14 protein-coding genes and 1 tRNA gene are annotated in these 18,369 nt (G+C 58.8%); all 15 read right to left on the reverse strand.

What is annotated here, in order from left to right; genetic code table 11:
- Positions 1-174: GTP-binding protein (locus KHO23_RS34425; RefSeq protein ID WP_236067099.1), on the reverse strand; the 174-nt coding region annotated here is incomplete at its 3' end.
- A gap of 47 nt (positions 175-221) precedes the next feature.
- Positions 222-2,324: an elongation factor G gene (fusA, locus tag KHO23_RS34430; protein ID WP_175054082.1), complete on the reverse strand. Its 2,103-nt coding sequence runs from the start codon at positions 2,322-2,324 to the stop codon at positions 222-224.
- A gap of 133 nt (positions 2,325-2,457) precedes the next feature.
- Entirely contained in the window at positions 2,458-2,928 is a 471-nt protein-coding gene (gene rpsG, locus KHO23_RS34435) for a 30S ribosomal protein S7 (protein ID WP_006053291.1), read from the reverse strand.
- A gap of 180 nt (positions 2,929-3,108) precedes the next feature.
- A complete protein-coding gene (gene rpsL / locus KHO23_RS34440; protein WP_006998493.1) occupies positions 3,109-3,489 on the reverse strand; it encodes a 30S ribosomal protein S12 in 381 nt (126 codons plus the stop codon).
- A 221-nt stretch (positions 3,490-3,710) separates the two neighbouring features.
- Positions 3,711-5,558, reverse strand: a complete 1,848-nt coding sequence (gene recQ, locus KHO23_RS34445; RefSeq protein ID WP_211617486.1) for a DNA helicase RecQ — start codon at positions 5,556-5,558, stop codon at positions 3,711-3,713.
- Positions 5,559-5,809: 251 nt separating this feature from the next.
- The gene (gene rpoC / locus KHO23_RS34450; protein WP_211617487.1) at positions 5,810-10,048 is read right to left on the reverse strand and encodes a DNA-directed RNA polymerase subunit beta'; all 4,239 of its coding nucleotides are present in this window, start codon (positions 10,046-10,048) and stop codon (positions 5,810-5,812) included.
- Between the two features lie 21 nt (positions 10,049-10,069).
- On the reverse strand, positions 10,070-14,176 hold the full coding sequence (gene rpoB / locus KHO23_RS34455; protein ID WP_211617488.1) for a DNA-directed RNA polymerase subunit beta: 4,107 nt from the start codon (positions 14,174-14,176) through the stop codon (positions 10,070-10,072).
- A 370-nt stretch (positions 14,177-14,546) separates the two neighbouring features.
- Positions 14,547-14,921 (reverse strand): 50S ribosomal protein L7/L12, encoded by a 375-nt coding sequence (gene rplL / locus KHO23_RS34460; protein ID WP_054043372.1) that lies wholly within the window; start codon positions 14,919-14,921, stop codon positions 14,547-14,549.
- Between the two features lie 63 nt (positions 14,922-14,984).
- Positions 14,985-15,488, reverse strand: coding sequence for a 50S ribosomal protein L10 (rplJ, locus tag KHO23_RS34465; RefSeq protein ID WP_120289157.1), 504 nt, complete (start codon positions 15,486-15,488; stop codon positions 14,985-14,987).
- 301 nt (positions 15,489-15,789) lie between these two features.
- Positions 15,790-16,488: a 50S ribosomal protein L1 gene (gene rplA, locus KHO23_RS34470; RefSeq protein WP_007180145.1), complete on the reverse strand. Its 699-nt coding sequence runs from the start codon at positions 16,486-16,488 to the stop codon at positions 15,790-15,792.
- Positions 16,489-16,920, reverse strand: a complete 432-nt coding sequence (rplK, locus tag KHO23_RS34475; RefSeq protein ID WP_211617489.1) for a 50S ribosomal protein L11 — start codon at positions 16,918-16,920, stop codon at positions 16,489-16,491.
- A gap of 165 nt (positions 16,921-17,085) precedes the next feature.
- Positions 17,086-17,643 (reverse strand): transcription termination/antitermination protein NusG, encoded by a 558-nt coding sequence (gene nusG / locus KHO23_RS34480; RefSeq protein WP_007180147.1) that lies wholly within the window; start codon positions 17,641-17,643, stop codon positions 17,086-17,088.
- Between the two features lies 1 nt (position 17,644).
- Positions 17,645-18,025, reverse strand: a complete 381-nt coding sequence (gene secE / locus KHO23_RS34485; protein WP_011490062.1) for a preprotein translocase subunit SecE — start codon at positions 18,023-18,025, stop codon at positions 17,645-17,647.
- Positions 18,026-18,061: 36 nt separating this feature from the next.
- Positions 18,062-18,137, reverse strand: a tRNA-Trp gene (locus KHO23_RS34490).
- 66 nt (positions 18,138-18,203) lie between these two features.
- The coding region (locus KHO23_RS34495; RefSeq protein WP_456238759.1) for an EF-Tu C-terminal domain-related protein at positions 18,204-18,369 on the reverse strand (166 nt) is incomplete at its 5' end.

Raw genomic sequence — 18,369 nt, forward strand, 5'->3', positions numbered from 1 at the left:
TGCCTTTTCTTCCGGCGCCGCGTCGATCTGGTCGTATGCCTTCGCTTCGCCGCCAAACTTCTTGGTCAGCACCGTCGTGATCGCTGCCGTCAGCGTGGTCTTGCCGTGGTCGACGTGACCGATCGTGCCGACGTTCACGTGCGGCTTGGTCCGTTCGAATTTACCTTTAGCCATGTTTCTCTTCTTTCAAAAAGTTAATCGTTGAATGACTTGCCGCGCGATTACTTCGACTTGGCGTTGATGATCGCTTCCGACACGTTACGCGGTGCTTCCGAGTAATGCTTGAACTCCATCGTGTACGTTGCACGACCTTGGCTCAGCGAACGCAGCGACGTCGAGTAACCGAACATTTCCGACAGCGGGACTTCGGCGCGAACAATCTTGCCGCCGCCAATCATGTCTTCCATGCCCTGAACAATACCGCGACGGCCCGACAGGTCGCCCATCACGTTGCCCATGTAGTCTTCCGGCGTTTCGACTTCGACAGCCATCATCGGTTCGAGGATGACCGGCTGAGCCTTGCGCATTGCTTCCTTGAACGCCATCGAACCAGCCATGCGGAACGCATTTTCGTTCGAGTCAACGTCGTGGTACGAACCGAACGTCAGGTGAACCTTCACGTCAACGACCGGGAAGCCTGCCAGCACGCCAGCCTTCAGCGTTTCCTGGATACCCTTGTCGACTGCCGGGATGTATTCACGCGGAATCACACCGCCCTTGATTTCGTCCAGGAACTCGTAGCCCTTGCCCTGCTCATTCGGCTCGAGCGTGATGACCGCGTGACCGTACTGGCCGCGACCACCCGACTGCTTGACGAACTTGCCGTCGACGTCTTCAGCCTTGCCGCGGATCGTTTCACGATACGCAACTTGCGGCTTACCGACCGTTGCTTCGACGCCGAATTCACGCTTCATCCGGTCGACCAGAATTTCCAGGTGGAGCTCGCCCATGCCCGAAATAATGGTTTGACCCGATTCTTCGTCCGTTTGAACGCGGAACGACGGATCTTCCTGAGCCAGACGGTTCAGGGCCAGACCCATCTTTTCCTGGTCGGGCTTCGTCTTCGGCTCAACAGCCTGCGAAATCACCGGTTCCGGGAAAATCATGCGTTCGAGCACGATCGGGTGCAGCGGATCGCACAGCGTGTCGCCCGTGGTCGCGTCTTTCAGGCCAACAGCAGCAGCGATGTCGCCCGCGTGCACTTCCTTGATTTCTTCGCGCTGGTTTGCGTGCATCAGCAGAATACGGCCGAGACGTTCCTTCTTGTCCTTGGTCGCGTTCAGCAGCGTGTCGCCCGACTTGGTCGTGCCGGAGTACACGCGGAAGAAGATCAGCTGGCCGACAAACGGGTCGGTCATGATCTTGAATGCGAGGGACGAGAACTTCTCGTCGTCAGCTGCGCGACGCTCAGCCTTTTCACCGTTTTCGAGTTCGCCCGTAACCGGCGGGATGTCGATCGGCGACGGCAGGAAGTCGAGCACGGCGTCCAGCATGCGTTGCACGCCCTTGTTCTTGAACGCGGTACCGCACAGCATCGGCTGGATTTCGCAAGCAATCGTACGGTCGCGCAGACCCTTGACGATTTCGGCTTCCGTCAACTCGCCTTCTTCGAGGTACTTGTTCATCAGGTCTTCGCTCGACTCAGCAGCAGCCTCGACCATCTTCTCGCGCCATTCGTTGCACGTGTCGACGAGCTCTGCCGGGATGTCTTCGTACGAGAACTTCGTGCCTTGGGACGCTTCATCCCAAATGATCGCTTTCATCTTCAGCAGATCGACCACGCCCGTGAACGTTTCTTCAGCGCCGATAGGCACCACGACCGGAACCGGGTTTGCCTTCAGACGCAGCTTGAGCTGGTCATAGACCTTGAAGAAGTTCGCGCCGGTACGGTCCATCTTGTTGATGAACGCGAGACGGGGAACCTTGTACTTGTTAGCCTGGCGCCACACGGTTTCCGACTGGGGCTGCACGCCGCCCACAGCGCAGTAGACCATGCACGCACCGTCGAGCACGCGCATCGAGCGCTCAACTTCAATCGTGAAGTCAACGTGGCCCGGGGTGTCGATGATGTTGATGCGGTGCTCAGCGCGGTCGCCGGCCATGCCTTTCCAGAACGCCGTGGTAGCAGCGGACGTGATCGTGATGCCGCGTTCCTGCTCCTGCTCCATCCAGTCCATGGTGGCAGCGCCGTCGTGAACTTCACCAATCTTATGGTTCACGCCGGTATAGAACAGGATGCGCTCGGTCGTCGTCGTTTTGCCGGCGTCGATGTGAGCGCTAATACCGATGTTACGGTAGCGCTCGATAGGTGTCTTGCGAGCCACTTTGATCCTCTATTGGGATGACGCGATGCGAGAAAATACCCATCGCGCTGTAACACAAACGGGCGAGGCGCTTTGTAAGCGCACCCGCCCGGAATTTCTTTCCGCTTTTTCTGCTAACCCGGGTCCGGGAAGCTTAGAAACGGAAGTGCGAGAACGCCTTGTTGGCTTCTGCCATCCGGTGAACTTCGTCGCGCTTCTTCATCGCGCCGCCACGGCCTTCAGCCGCTTCGGAGAGTTCACCTGCCAGACGCAGGGCCATCGACTTCTCGCTGCGCTTCTTCGCGGCTTCACGCAACCAACGCATCGCCAATGCCATACGACGCGACGGACGCACTTCGACCGGAACCTGATAGTTCGCACCACCAACGCGGCGGCTCTTAACTTCGACCACCGGCTTGACGTTGTTGAGCGCTACCGTGAACACTTCCAGCGGGTCCTTGCCACCCTTGGTCTGGATCTGTTCGAAAGCGCCGTACACGATACGCTCAGCAACCGACTTCTTGCCGGAGAGCATCAGCACGTTCATGAACTTTGCAACATCTACGTTACCGAACTTCGGATCCGGCAACACTTCCCGCTTGGGGACTTCGCGACGACGCGGCATGTTTCTTCCTTTACTTTTCAGTTGGAGCTATTTTTAGCCCCGCGGCCACCAACTAACCCGATTCATCTCTAACGACTTACCAGCCTGGTCGGGTGACCACTTACTCGACAGCACCGGCGATTCCGGTACCACCGCTATTACCGCCTTTGCAGGCGACCTGAAACTACACTGACCGGCTAATTACTTGCCGGCCTTGGCACGCTTCGCACCGTACTTCGAGCGAGCCTGCTTACGATCCTTGACGCCCTGGGTATCCAGCGAGCCGCGAACCATGTGGTAACGCACACCCGGCAAGTCCTTAACACGGCCGCCGCGAATCAGCACGACCGAGTGTTCCTGCAGGTTGTGGCCTTCACCACCGATGTACGAAATAACTTCGAAGCCGTTCGTCAGACGAACCTTGGCAACCTTACGCAGTGCCGAGTTAGGCTTCTTAGGCGTCGTGGTGTACACACGGGTGCACACGCCGCGACGCTGGGGGCAGTCCTGCAAAGCCGGGCTCTTGCTCTTCGTCGTTTCCGACGCGCGGCCTTTGCGAACCAGTTGATTGATGGTTGGCATTGTTTATTCCTGAAATTGAACAAAATCGACGCATCTGTTTCCGGGCAAAGCAGAAACGATTGCGCATCGAACTTCCGGACCGGGGTGTCAGCGCACGAATTGACTTCGCACACGGGCATTCCAAGAACCGGAACCTAGCATAATATTCCGAAAATGCTAACGGAGTCAACAGGTTGCGATGTTTCGCACGCCTGCCGACCTCAAACTGTGCTCCCGAGCACTTAGTCGGCGCCAACGACTTCCAGCAACTCATCGCCGAAACGGTCGAGTTTGCGGGCGCCCATACCCGGAATACCGCGCAAATCCTCGATGGAATCGGGGCCGTTGCGAGCGATTTCGGCCAGCGTGGCGTCGTGAAAGATGACATAGGCCGGCACACCGTCGCTTTTCGCCGTCTCTGTGCGCCACGCGCGCAGGCGGTCCCAGCGGGCTCGTTCGCGCGGGCCCATGCCGATCGTCGGATCAGCGCGCTCGCTGGTGCGGCCGGACGACTGGCGGGTACGCGTTGGCTTCACGTAGCGGCGCATCGTCACGTTCTGTTCGCTCTTCAATACCGCTTTGGCAGCCTCTGTCAGCACCAATGAGCCAAAGCCTTCGTGGTCGACGGTGAGGAAGCCGAAAGCGACGAGTTGGCGAAAGATGGCGCGCCACTCCGGCTCGCCAAGCGCCGCGCCAATCCCAAAGGTTGTGAGTTTCTCGTGGCCGCGCTGCAGGATCTTCTCGCTGCGGTTACCGCGCAAAATATCGATCAGATGCCCGGCGCCGAAGTGAAAGCCACTCGCCCGCTGCGCGCGGAACACACATGACAGCGCCATCTGCGCTTCGCGCGTCGCGTCCCACGTGTCGGGCGGCTCGATGCAGTTATCGCAATTGCCGCACGGTTTGCTCGACTCGCCGAAATACGCGAGCAGCCGCACTCGGCGGCAAGTCGCTGCTTCGCACAGGCCGAGCAGCGCGTCGAGCTTGCCGGTTTGCACGCGTTTGTGCGCGTCGTCAGCGTCGGACTCATCGATCATCTTGCGCTGCTGCACGACGTCGCCCAGACCGTACGCCATCCAGGCGTTCGCCGGCATGCCGTCGCGACCCGCGCGCCCGGTTTCCTGGTAGTAGCCTTCCACGCTCTTCGGCAAATCAAGGTGCGCGACGAAACGCACGTCCGGTTTGTCGATGCCCATGCCGAACGCGATCGTCGCGCACATCACGATGCCTTCCTCGCGCTGAAACATCTCCTGATGCTTCTGGCGAATTTCGAACTCCATGCCTGCGTGGTACGGCAAAGCGCGCATGCCTTTCTCTTTCAGCCACTCCGCGGTTTCTTCGACCTTGCGACGCGACAGGCAATAGACAACGCCGGCGTCGGTCGTACCGTCAGGTTTCGAGTGTTCAGCGCGAATGAAGTCGAGCAATTGCGTGCGCGCATTGTCCTTTTCGACGATGCGATAGCGGATGTTCGGGCGATCGAAGCTGGAAACAAAGATGCGCGCGTCATCGAGCGCGAGACGGTGGATGATTTCGTCGCGCGTGATCGCGTCGGCGGTCGCCGTGAGTGCAATGCGCGGCACGTTCGGAAAGCGCTCGTGCAGCACCGACAGCTGAATATATTCAGGACGGAAATCGTGGCCCCATTGCGACACGCAGTGCGCTTCGTCGATGGCGAACAATCCGATGCGCGTGCGCTCGAGCAACTCCTGGAAACGGGGCGTCATCAAGCGTTCCGGCGCCACATACAGCAGATCGATTTCACCTTCACGCAATGCGCGCTCGGTGGCCATCGCCTCCGCGCTCGACAGCGTCGAGTTCAGGTAAGCCGCGCGCACGCCGACCTCAGTGAGTGCGGCAACCTGGTCCTGCATCAACGCGATCAGCGGGGACACCACGATCCCCGCTCCGCGGCCTGCTTCGCGCCGCACCAGCGACGGGATCTGATAGCACAGCGATTTACCGCCGCCCGTTGGCATCAGCACGAGACAATCGCCACCGCCGGCGACGTGTTCGACAATTTCGCCCTGCTGTCCTCGGAATGCGGGGTAGCCAAAAACTTCGTTGAGGATTTCGAGCGGACGGGACATGAATTGGAGAGAAGCAGCGTGATGCCGGTGACACGAATTTTACCAACGCATTCGTGTTGCGCCCGCGCTTTGATGCAACGTTAGCCGTTCGGCCTACGAAACCACAAAAACGCATAAAAATAACGCGCACGCGGTGCGTGGGACAGGAGTAAGTGCCAAAGCACTAACTCCTGTCGACAAAAAAAAACCGCTCAGTCGAAACTGAGCGGCTTCGCTGGCTGGTGAGCCCAAGCGGCATGCGCCGCCGGGACTTACTCGCCTGAGTGCTGCTGTTCGGCGGCCGGGGTTTCCGGCGTACCGAATTCGAACGACTCTTCCGCTGCGATCTGATCGAAACGCTCGCGGTCGGACAGTTCCTTGCTCTTGCGTGCCTTGTGGAACGCGAGACCCGTACCAGCCGGAATCAGACGACCAACGATCACGTTTTCCTTCAGCCCGCGCAGATCGTCGCGCTTGCCCATGATCGCCGCTTCGGTCAGCACGCGAGTCGTTTCCTGGAACGACGCCGCGGAGATGAACGAATCGGTCGACAGCGATGCCTTCGTGATACCGAGCAGCACGTTGTCGTAGGTTGCCGGGATCTTGCCTTCCGCAGCCATCCGGTCGTTTTCGTCGAGCATATCCGAGCGCTCGACCTGTTCGCCCATGATGAAGCGCGTATCACCGTTATCGACGATCTGCACACGGCGCAGCATCTGACGGACGATCACTTCAATGTGCTTGTCATTGATCTTCACGCCCTGCAGACGATACACGTCCTGCACTTCGTCAACGATGTAGCGCGCCAGCGCTTCGACGCCCTGCAAACGCAGAATGTCGTGCGGATCAGCCGGCCCGTCGACAATCATTTCGCCCTTGTTGACGACCTGACCATCGTGCACCAGAACCTGCTTTTCCTTCGCGATCAGGAACTCGTGCTGATTGCCTTCGAGGTCCGTGATAACGAGACGCTGCTTGCCCTTCGTGTCCTTACCGAACGACGTCGTGCCCGTGACCTCCGCCAGAATACCGGCGTCCTTCGGCGAGCGCGCTTCGAACAGTTCGGCCACACGCGGCAGACCACCGGTAATGTCGCGAGTCTTCTGCGATTCCACCGGGATACGTGCCAGCACTTCACCGACCTGCACTTGCTGACCGTCCTTCACGGTGATCAGAGCGCCGACCTGGAAGCCGATCTGCACCGAGTGCTCGGTGTTCGGGATCTTGACTTCTTCGCCGTTCGCGTCGAGCAGCTTGACCTGCGGACGCACCGTCTTCGATGCTTGCGAACCGCGGCGCTTCACGTCGATCACGACCAGCGTCGAGAGACCCGTCACATCGTCGATCTGCTTGGCAACCGTCACGCCTTCTTCGACGTTTTCGAACTTCACCGTGCCACCGTACTCGGTGATGATCGGACGCGTCATCGGATCCCAAGTCGCCAGTTGCGTGCCGGCCTTGATCTGCGCGCCGTCCAGTTGCAACAGCGTCGCGCCGTACGGCACCTTATGACGTTCACGCTCACGGCCGTGGTCGTCGGTGATCATGGCTTCGCCCGAACGCGAGATGACGATCTGCTCGCCCTTCGCATTCGTGACGTAACGCATGGTCGCCGTGAAACGCACCGTACCGTTCGACTTGGCTTCAACCGACGAAGCCACTGCTGCGCGCGATGCCGCACCACCGATGTGGAACGTACGCATCGTGAGCTGCGTGCCCGGTTCACCGATCGACTGAGCAGCGATCACGCCGACTGCTTCGCCAACGTTGACCGACGAGCCACGACCCAGGTCGCGGCCATAGCAGGCTGCGCACAGACCGTAACGCGTTTCGCAAGTCAGCGGCGTACGCACGCGCACTTCGTCGATGCCGAGGCGTTCGATTTCTTCGACCGCGTCTTCGTCGAGCAAGGTGCCCGTTTCGTACAGCGTTTCCTGCGATTCCGGATTGACGACGTCAGCCACCGTCACGCGACCGAGGATACGGTCACGCAGCGCTTCGACGACTTCACCGCCTTCGACCAACGCCTTCATGGCGACGCCGTTGGACGTACCGCAATCGTCCTCGACCACCACCAGATCCTGCGTCACGTCGACCAGACGACGCGTCAGGTAACCCGAGTTTGCCGTCTTCAGTGCCGTATCAGCCAGACCCTTACGTGCACCGTGGGTCGAGATGAAGTACTGCAACACGTTCAGGCCTTCACGGAAGTTCGCCGTAATCGGCGTCTCGATGATCGAGCCGTCCGGCTTCGCCATCAGGCCGCGCATACCGGCCAGCTGACGAATCTGAACCGCGGAACCACGAGCACCCGAGTCCGCCATCATGTAAATCGAGTTGAACGATTCCTGACGCGTTTCGTTGCCGTCGCGATCGACCACCGGCTCCGTCGACAGCTGTTCCATCATCGCCTTGCCGACCGCTTCCGACGTTGCCGACCAGATGTCGACCACGTTGTTGTAGCGTTCTTGCGACGTGACGAGACCCGACATGTACTGACGGTCGTATTCCTTCACCTTCTTCGCGGCGTCGCCGACGATCTGTTCTTTCTGCGGCGGCACGAGCATGTCGTCGACGCAGATCGAGATACCAGCGCGCGTTGCCAGGCGGAAACCCGACTGCATCAACTGATCGGCGAAAATCACCGTTTCACGCAGACCGCACTTGCGGAATGCGGTGTTGATCAGGCGCGAGATTTCCTTCTTCTTCAGCGGCTTGTTCAGCACCGAGAACGGCAGGCCCGGCGGCAGAATTTCCGACAGGATCGAACGGCCAACGGTCGTTGCGTACAGCGTGATCTTCGGCACGAATGCCGGCGCACCTTCCGACTTGTCTTCGTTATGGACCATTTCAGTGATCCGCACGTTGACGCGCGAGGCCAGCTCGACTTCCTTGTTCTCGTAAGCACGCAGTGCTTCCGACACGCCGGTGAACGTCAGGCCTTCACCCTTGGCGTTCACTGCTTCACGCGTCGCGTAGTACAGGCCGAGCACGATATCCTGCGACGGCACGATCGACGGATCGCCGTTGGCCGGGAACAGGATGTTGTTCGACGCCAGCATCAGCGTACGCGCTTCCATCTGCGCTTCGAGCGACAGCGGCACGTGCACGGCCATCTGGTCACCGTCGAAGTCGGCGTTGAACGCCGCGCAAACGAGCGGGTGCAGCTGGATAGCCTTACCTTCGATCAGCACCGGCTCGAAAGCCTGAATACCAAGACGGTGCAGCGTCGGCGCACGGTTCAGCATGACCGGATGTTCGCGGATCACCTCTTCGAGGATGTCCCACACCACGGCTGTCTGGTTCTCGACTTCCTTCTTCGCAGCCTTGATGGTGGTAGCGACACCCATCACTTCAAGCTTGTTGAAGATGAACGGCTTGAACAGTTCGAGCGCCATCAGCTTCGGCAGACCGCACTGATGCAGCTTGAGCGTCGGGCCGACCACGATCACCGAACGGCCCGAGTAGTCAACGCGCTTACCGAGCAAGTTCTGACGGAAACGACCGCCCTTACCCTTGATCATGTCAGCGAGCGACTTCAGCGGACGCTTGTTCGCGCCGGTCATTGCCTTACCGCGACGACCGTTATCGAGCAGCGAATCGACGGCTTCCTGCAGCATCCGCTTTTCGTTGCGGACGATGATTTCAGGCGCCTTCAGTTCGAGCAGACGCTTCAACCGGTTGTTACGGTTGATCACGCGGCGATACAGGTCGTTCAGGTCCGACGTCGCGAAACGGCCGCCATCCAGCGGCACCAGCGGACGCAGTTCCGGCGGCAGCACCGGCAGCACTTCGAGCACCATCCAGTCAGGCTTGATGCCCGAACGTTGGAAAGCCTCGAGCACCTTCAGGCGCTTCGCGTACTTCTTGATCTTCGCTTCCGAACCCGTGTTCTTGAGTTCGGTGCGCAGCATCTCGACCTGTTCGTCGATGTTGATCGCACGCAGCAGTTCGCGAACGCCTTCCGCGCCCATCTCGGCACGGAATTCGTCACCGTACTCTTCGACCTTGTTGTAGTAATCCTCTTCGGTCATGATCTGCCGCGCTTTCAGCGGCGTCATGCCCGGATCGATCACCACGTACGCTTCGAAGTACAGCACGCGTTCGATGTCGCGCAGCGTCATGTCGAGCACCATGCCCAGACGCGACGGCAGCGACTTCAGGAACCAGATGTGAGCGACCGGCGAGGCCAACTCAATGTGGCCCATCCGTTCGCGACGCACCTTGGCGAGCGTCACTTCGACGCCGCACTTTTCACAGATCACGCCACGATGCTTCAGGCGCTTGTACTTGCCGCAAAGGCATTCGTAGTCTTTGATCGGCCCGAAGATCTTCGCGCAGAACAGACCATCGCGTTCCGGCTTGAACGTCCGGTAGTTGATGGTTTCCGGCTTCTTGACTTCACCGAACGACCACGAACGGATCTTGTCTGGCGAGGCCAGACCGATCTTGATCGCGTCAAAAACTTCAGGCTGTTGGACTTGCTTGAATAGATCGAGCAGAGCTTTCATTGCTTTCTCTCCGTAGTCCGATTAGTTGCGGTCGAGGTCGATATCGATACCGAGCGAGCGGATTTCCTTCACCAACACGTTGAAGGATTCCGGCATGCCTGCATCGATCACGTGATCGCCCTTGACCAGGTTTTCATAAACCTTGGTCCGGCCCGCCACGTCATCCGACTTCACCGTCAGCATTTCTTGCAGCACGTACGATGCGCCGTACGCTTCGAGCGCCCACACTTCCATTTCACCGAAACGCTGGCCACCGAACTGCGCCTTACCACCCAACGGCTGCTGCGTCACGAGCGAGTACGGGCCCGTGGAACGCGCGTGCATCTTGTCGTCGACCAAGTGGTGCAGCTTCAGGTAGTGCATGTAGCCGACAGTCACCGTACGTTCGAACATCTCACCCGTGCGGCCGTCATACAGACGCACCTGGTTCTTCGACGGCGTCATGCCGAGGTTCTTCGCGATGTCGTCCGGGAATGCCAGATCCAGCGCGCGCGACATTTCTTCTTCCGTCGCACCGTCGAACACCGGCGTGGCAAACGGAACGCCTTCGCGCAGGTTCTTCGCCAGTTCGACGATTTCGTCGTCCGTGAAGCTGTCCAGCTCTTCAGCGCGGCCCGACTCGTTGTAGATCTTGGTCAGGAATTCGCGCAGTTCAGCGATCTTCGCCTGACGCTGCAGCATTTCGCCGATACGCCAGCCGAGACCCTTCGCGGCCCAACCCAGATGCACTTCGAGAACCTGACCCACGTTCATCCGCGACGGCACGCCGAGCGGGTTCAGAACGACGTCAGCCGGACGGCCGTCGGCCATGTACGGCATGTCTTCGATCGGAACGATCTTCGACACCACACCCTTGTTACCGTGACGGCCGGCCATCTTGTCGCCAGGCTGCAGACGACGCTTGACTGCCAGATACACCTTGACCATCTTCAGCACGCCCGGCGGCAGTTCGTCGCCTTGCGTGAGCTTCTTGCGCTTTTCTTCGAACGCCAGATCGAACTGGTGACGCTTCTGTTCGATCGAGTCCTTGATAGCTTCGAGCTGTGCCGCTGCTTCTTCGTCCGCGAGGCGGATGTCGAACCAGTGGTAGTGGTCCAGATCTTCCAGGTAAGCCTGTTCGATCTTGGTACCCTTCGCGAGCTTCTTCGGACCGCCATTCGCAACCTTGCCGGTCAGCATACGTGCGAGACGCTGGAATGCATCGCCTTCCACGATACGCAGCTGGTCGTTCAGGTCGAGGCGATAACGCTTCAGTTCATCGTCGATGATCTGTTGCGCACGCTTGTCGCGCTGAATGCCTTCACGCGTGAACACTTGCACGTCGATGACCGTGCCGCTCATGCCCGACGGCACGCGCAGCGACGTGTCCTTCACGTCCGAAGCCTTCTCACCGAAGATCGCGCGCAGCAGCTTTTCTTCCGGCGTCAGCTGGGTTTCGCCCTTCGGCGTGACCTTACCGACCAGCACGTCGCCTGCTTCGACTTCAGCGCCGATGTAGACGATGCCCGACTCATCGAGACGGCCGAGTTGCACTTCAGCCAGGTTCGAGATGTCGCGCGTGATTTCTTCCGGTCCGAGCTTCGTATCGCGAGCTACGACGTTCAGTTCTTCGATGTGGATCGACGTATAACGGTCGTCAGCAACCACCTTCTCGGAGATCAAGATCGAATCTTCGAAGTTGTAACCGTTCCACGGCATGAACGCGACCAGCATGTTCTGGCCGAGAGCCAGTTCGCCGAGGTCGGTCGATGCGCCGTCAGCCAGCACGTCGCCACGCGACACGATATCGCCGACCTTTACGATCGGGCGCTGGTTGATGTTCGTGTTCTGGTTCGAACGCGTGTACTTGATCAGGTTGTAGATGTCCACGCCGACGTCGCCAGCAACGGCTTCATCGTCGTTCACGCGGATCACCATACGGCCTGCGTCGACGTAATCGACCACACCACCGCGGAATGCCTGAACCGTCGTACCCGAGTCGACTGCCACCGTGCGTTCGATACCCGTACCGACCACGGCCTTTTCAGGACGCAGACACGGCACAGCCTGACGCTGCATGTTCGAACCCATCAATGCGCGGTTCGCGTCATCGTGCTCGAGGAACGGAATCAGCGATGCTGCCACCGAAACGATCTGCGACGGCGCCACGTCCATGTACTGGATGCGGTCCGGCGTAACCATCAGCGTTTCGCCTGCTTCACGCGACGACACCAGTTCATCGGTCAGCGAGCCGTCAGCAGCCACCGCCGCGTTCGCCTGAGCGATCACGTAACGGCCTTCTTCGATCGCCGACAGATAGTCGATCTGATCGGTCACCTTGCTGTCCACGACCTTGCGATACGGCGTTTCGAGGAAGCCGTATTCGTTCAGGTGCGCGTACAGTGCGAGCGAGTTGATCAGGCCGATGTTCGGACCTTCCGGCGTTTCAATCGGGCACACACGGCCGTAGTGGGTCGGGTGCACGTCGCGGACTTCAAAGCCAGCGCGCTCACGCGTCAAACCGCCCGGGCCAAGTGCCGAAACACGGCGCTTGTGGGTGATTTCCGACAGTGGGTTCGTTTGGTCCATGAACTGCGACAGCTGCGACGAACCGAAGAACTCGCGAATCGCCGACGAAATCGGCTTCGAGTTGATCAGGTCGTGCGGCATCAAGTTTTCGCTTTCAGCCTGGCCCAGACGTTCCTTCACAGCACGTTCGACACGCACGAGACCTGCACGGAACTGGTTCTCCGCCAGTTCGCCGACGCAACGCACACGACGATTGCCCAAGTGGTCGATGTCGTCCACTTCGCCCTTGCCGTTGCGCAGTTCGACCAGGATCTTGATCGTTGCGAGGATGTCGTCGTCTTGCAGCGTCATCGGGCCGACGATTTCGTCGCGACCGACACGGCGGTTGAACTTCATACGACCCACCTTGGACAGGTCGTATGCGTCTTCGCTGTAGAACAGACGGTTGAACAGCGCCTCGACCGCTTCTTCGGTCGGCGGTTCGCCCGGACGCATCATGCGGTAGATCGCGATGCGAGCGGCCATCTTGTCCGCGGTTTCGTCGATGCGCAGCGTCGACGAAATGTACGGACCTTGATCCAGATCGTTCGTGTAGAGCGTCTGGATGTCTTTGATCTTCGATTCGCGGAGCTTTTCGAGGACGGTTTCGGTGATTTCGTCGTTCGCGTTAGCGATGACTTCGCCCGTGTCGCCGTCGACGACGTTCTTCGCCAGCACGCGGCCGAGCAAATAGTCTTCCGGCACCGAGATGAACTTGGTCTTCGCGTTGTCGAGATCGCGAATGTGCTTGGCGTTGATCCGCTTGTCCTTCTGGACGATCACGTTGCCATCACGGTCCGTGATGTCAAAACGCGCAACTTCGCCACGCAGACGCTCCGGCACGAATTCCATCTGCGCGCCTTCCGGCATCAGCGTGAAATTGTCGAACACGAAGAAGTTTGCGAGGATCTGTTCCGGCGTCAGGCCGATTGCCTTCAGCAGGATCGTGACCGGCATCTTGCGACGGCGGTCAACGCGGAAGTACAGCACGTCCTTCGGATCGAATTCGAAGTCGAGCCACGAACCGCGGTAAGGAATGATACGTGCCGAGAACAGGAGCTTGCCCGAGCTGTGGGTCTTGCCCTTGTCGTGTTCGAAGAACACGCCCGGCGAACGATGCAGCTGCGAAACGATCACACGTTCCGTGCCGTTGATGACGAACGAACCCGTCGGCGTCATGAGCGGAATTTCGCCCATGTACACTTCCTGTTCCTTCACTTCCTTGACGACCGGCTTGCTTGGCGATTCCTTGTCGAGCAGCACCAGGCGCACTTTCGCGCGCAGTGCTGAGCAGTACGTCAAACCGCGCTGCTGACATTCCTTGATGTTGAATGCCGGCGGCGACAGCATGTAGCTGACGAACTCAAGACGAGCAAAGCCGTTATGCGAAACGATCGGGAAAACGGATGTGAACGCAGCTTGCAGGCCTTCCGGCTTGCGTTGCGTAGACGACGTGTCTGCTTGCAGAAACGTGCTGAATGATTCAAGCTGGGTAGCCAGCAGGAAAGGTACTTGGTGAACGATGGGGCGCTTCGCAAAACTCTTGCGAATGCGCTTCTTCTCGGTGAAGGAATATTGCATACGATCTCCGAATCACGGCGGGCATTGTTGTCGAGGCGGGATACCTTGATGTGACAACCCGAGTGTTCACCGACTGAGACCCGTTGGCCGTCCGATGGCTTGAACGAGCCTTGAAGCTTGGTGGTTGGCCGCTACCAACCGCTGGCTGACGGCAGCGGATGCCTGTGTTGCCCGCTACCCGACCAAACTTGCCTTCTGCAGTCGCTTCAGAAGACAAAGAAAAACGCCGGTCAATATTCCCGATAGACGATTTTCTTTGGCTTCTGGGACCCCCGTCCTTGCCGAAATCTGCTGGCAAATACGTGGTTCCCACAAAGCACAAAAAGGCCGGCGGTGGAAAACCGCCAGCCTTCGCACAACGCGCTGAAACTTACTTGATTTCAGCCTTCGCGCCGGCTTCTTCCAACTTCTTCTTGGCTTCTTCAGCAGCAGCCTTCGGTACCGATTCCTTAACAGGCTTCGGTGCACCGTCGACCAGGTCCTTCGCTTCCTTCAGGCCGAGACCCGTCAGTTCACGAACAGCCTTAATGACCGAAACCTTGTTCGCGCCGACTTCCGTCAGGTTGACCGTGAATTCGGTTTGCTCTTCAGCAGCAGCAGCAGCGCCGCCGCCTGCCGGGCCTGCCACTGCAACAGCAGCTGCCGACACGCCAAACTTTTCTTCGAACGCCTTGACCAGCTCGTTCAGTTCCAGAACCGACATCGAGCTTACTGCCTCGAGGATGTCATCTTTTGCGATTGCCATTTGAAATACTCCTAAATTGAATTCGGATACAGCCAGCGATCAATCTCGCTCGACTGAAGTGCGTTACGCAGCAGCTTCTTCGCCTTGTTTCTTTTCTGCCAGCGCGGCCAGAGCGCGCGCAAAGCCGGAAACAGGTGCTTGCATAACGTACAACAGCTTGGAGAGCAGTTCTTCGCGGCTCGGGATGCTTGCCAGCGCTTGCACGCCAGCCTTGTCCATCACCTTGCCTTCGTAGGAACCAGCCTTGATGACCAACTTGTCATTGCTCTTGCTGAAGTCATTGACGACCTTAGCAGCAGCAATTGCATCTTCCGAGATGCCGTAGATCAGGGGGCCAGTCATCTGCTCTGCCAGCGAAGCAAACGGGGTACCTTCGACAGCGCGACGCGCCAGCGTGTTTTTCAACACGCGCAGGTACACCTGTTGCTCACGCGCTTTCGCGCGCAGCTTGGTCAGATCGCCAACCGCGATTCCACGATACTCAGCCAGAACCACGGTCTGGGCTTTCGCGACTTGCGCGGCAACCTCAGCGACGACGGCCTGCTTGCTTTCTTTGTTAAGTGGCACGGTTAACCTCCAGATTCGATACACGCAGCGTGCGCCTTGTGTACCGCGTTCAATAACGGCGTCCGACCAGTCAGGAGTATTTCGACCGCCTGAAACCCACATTGCTGCGGACTTCAACCGGCTTCATCACTACAAAACCTTTTCGGGTTCGCCATCTGCGTTGGCTTTACATTAAGGGACCGCCTACCTGCTGCGTTCCCGCCAACGGTCTTTGACAACCGGTCGCTCGGTGCAGACTGCCACTTTGCGACCGCCCAAAGCCCATAAACCGCCTCGACTCACATCGAGGCGATGAAATTTATTACTGTGCTGCGATCGATGCCTGGTCGACGCGAACGCCAACACCCATCGTGCTCGACAGCGCAACCTTACGCAGGTAGACACCCTTGCTCGTTGCCGGCTTCGCCTTTTGCAGCGCGTCGACCAGAGCGTTCAGGTTGCTACGCAGAGCCGTCGGCTCGAACGAAGCACGGCCGATCGTGGCGTGGATGATACCGGCCTTGTCGACACGGAATTGCACCTGACCAGCCTTGGCGTTCTTGACCGCAGTCGCGACGTCCGGCGTAACCGTGCCAACCTTCGGGTTCGGCATCAGGCCACGCGGGCCGAGAATCTGACCGAGCGTACCGACAACGCGCATAGTGTCCGGCGAAGCAATCACGATGTCGAAGTCCAGCTTGCCGGCCTTGACTTGTTCAGCCAGGTCTTCCATACCGACGACTTCTGCACCAGCTGCACGAGCTTGCTCAGCCTTTTCGCCTTGTGCGAACACTGCCACGCGAACCGACTTACCGGTACCAGCCGGCAGCACGACCGAGCCGCGAACCACTTGGTCCGACTTCTTCGCGTCGATGCCGAGTTGCACTGCAACGTCGATCGACTCGTCGAACTTCGCGCTTGCGCATTCCTTCACGAGCGACAGAGCTTCGTCGATCGCGTACAGCTTTTGACGATCAACCTTGGCTGCAAATGCTTGCAGACGCTTTGAAAGCTTAGCCATTTACACGCCCTCCACGGTGATGCCCATCGAGCGGGCGCTACCAGCGATCGTACGAACCGCTGCGTCCAGATCAGCTGCCGTCAGATCGGGCATCTTGGTCTTGGCGATGTCTTCAGCTTGAGCGCGGGTGATCGAGCCGACCTTGTCGGTATGCGGCTTGGCCGAACCCTTGTCGATCTTCGCTGCCTTCTTGATCAGAACCGTAGCCGGCGGCGTCTTCAGAACGAACGTGAAGCTCTTGTCAGCGAACGCGGTGATCACCACCGGAATCGGCAGACCCGGTTCCAGAGCTTGAGTCTGGGCGTTAAACGCCTTGCAGAACTCCATGATGTTCAGGCCGCGTTGGCCCAGTGCCGGACCGACCGGCGGCGACGGGTTGGCTTTACCTGCAGGAATCTGCAGCTTGATAAAGCCGATGATTTTCTTTGCCATTTTGAAAACCTCTTAGGAACGCCGCCGTGGTACAAGCGGACATTCAGTGAGTAGTAGCGCGCGTTCGCCGAAAAACAGACTACTTACGCTCCTCAACGGCCATTACGCGGACCGTAAGCGCGAAATACGGAACGCACCGATTGGTGCGCCCCGTAGAATTCTGGATTACAATTTTTCGACCTGGCCGAATTCCAGCTCGACCGGCGTTGCGCGGCCGAAGATTGTAACGGAAACACGGACGCGCGACTTTTCGTAGTTCACTTCTTCGACGCTGCCGTTGAAATCCGTGAACGGACCGTCCTTCACCCGCACCATCTCGCCCACTTCGAACAGGGTCTTCGGGCGCGGCTTTTCCACGCCTTCCTGCATTTGCGACATGATCTTCTCGACTTCCCGTGGGGAAATCGGGCTCGGACGATTACGCGCACCGCCTACGAAACCCGTCACCTTCGCCGTGTTTTTCACGAGGTGCCACGTTTCGTCTGTCATTTCCATTTCCACGAGAACATAGCCCGGGAAGAAACGACGCTCGGTCACTGATTTGTGACCGCCTTTCACCTCGACCACTTCTTCAGTCGGAACGAGGATTTGACCAAATTGGTCTTGCATGCCAGCACGTTCGATGCGCTCCTGAAGCGCACGTTGCACGCTCTTCTCCATGCCGGAGTAGGCGTGCACCACGTACCAACGTTTGCCGCTCGGAGATGCCGGAGTATCGCTCATATCATTTCCAACCCAGAATCACCGAGAAAATCGCCCATTCGATGGATTTGTCGCTAACCCAAAGAAAGATCGCCATCACGAACACGAAGCCGAACACTACGAGCGTTGTCTGAGTAGCCTCTTTACGAGTCGGCCAGACAACCTTACGAACTTCTTTGTACGAGTCTTTGGCGAAAGCGATGAAACCCTTGCCAGGCGCGGAGAGAAGACCGACTGCAACACCAGCGATAGCGCCAACAGCCAAGGCGGCTCCGCGGACGTACCATTCCTGGCCGCTGAGCCAGAAGAACCCCACGAACCCGGCCAAGACCAACAATACGCCCGCGACGAGCATCAGCTTGTCGCCGGATGTATTTACAGTTTCGACGGAAGGATTCGCCATAACACCTTAACGAAGCGCCACATACGGCGCGAGAGTTGGCAGGGGCAGAGGGAATCGAACCCCCAACCTTCGGTTTTGGAGACCGACGCTCTGCCAGTTGAGCTATACCCCTAAACCATTTTGGGGTTGACGACACCGCCAACCCCGAAAACTACCGATCAACGAGAACTTTCTGGCGTTACTCGAGAATCTTGGCAACCACACCTGCGCCGACCGTACGGCCGCCTTCGCGAATTGCGAAGCGCAGACCTTCTTCCATCGCGATCGGGTTGATCAGCTTCACCGTGATCGACACGTTGTCGCCCGGCATGACCATTTCCTTGTCCTTCGGCAACTCGATCGAG

Source organism: Paraburkholderia haematera, from assembly GCF_905220975.1.
In the GTDB taxonomy this organism is placed as follows: domain Bacteria; phylum Pseudomonadota; class Gammaproteobacteria; order Burkholderiales; family Burkholderiaceae; genus Paraburkholderia; species Paraburkholderia haematera.

Bases quoted from the DNA above. Each gene is read 5' to 3' on its own strand.
- rpsG (WP_006053291.1), bottom strand. From the start codon at position 2,928: ATGCCGCGTCGTCGCGAAGTCCCCAAGCGGGAAGTGTTGCCGGATCCG.
- rpsL (WP_006998493.1), bottom strand. From the start codon at position 3,489: ATGCCAACCATCAATCAACTGGTTCGCAAAGGCCGCGCGTCGGAAACG.
- recQ (WP_211617486.1), bottom strand. From the start codon at position 5,558: ATGTCCCGTCCGCTCGAAATCCTCAACGAAGTTTTTGGCTACCCCGCA.
- rpoC (WP_211617487.1), bottom strand. From the start codon at position 10,048: ATGAAAGCTCTGCTCGATCTATTCAAGCAAGTCCAACAGCCTGAAGTT.
- rpoB (WP_211617488.1), bottom strand. From the start codon at position 14,176: ATGCAATATTCCTTCACCGAGAAGAAGCGCATTCGCAAGAGTTTTGCG.
- rplL (WP_054043372.1), bottom strand. From the start codon at position 14,921: ATGGCAATCGCAAAAGATGACATCCTCGAGGCAGTAAGCTCGATGTCG.
- rplA (WP_007180145.1), bottom strand. From the start codon at position 16,488: ATGGCTAAGCTTTCAAAGCGTCTGCAAGCATTTGCAGCCAAGGTTGAT.
- rplK (WP_211617489.1), bottom strand. From the start codon at position 16,920: ATGGCAAAGAAAATCATCGGCTTTATCAAGCTGCAGATTCCTGCAGGT.
- nusG (WP_007180147.1), bottom strand. From the start codon at position 17,643: ATGAGCGATACTCCGGCATCTCCGAGCGGCAAACGTTGGTACGTGGTG.
- secE (WP_011490062.1), bottom strand. From the start codon at position 18,025: ATGGCGAATCCTTCCGTCGAAACTGTAAATACATCCGGCGACAAGCTG.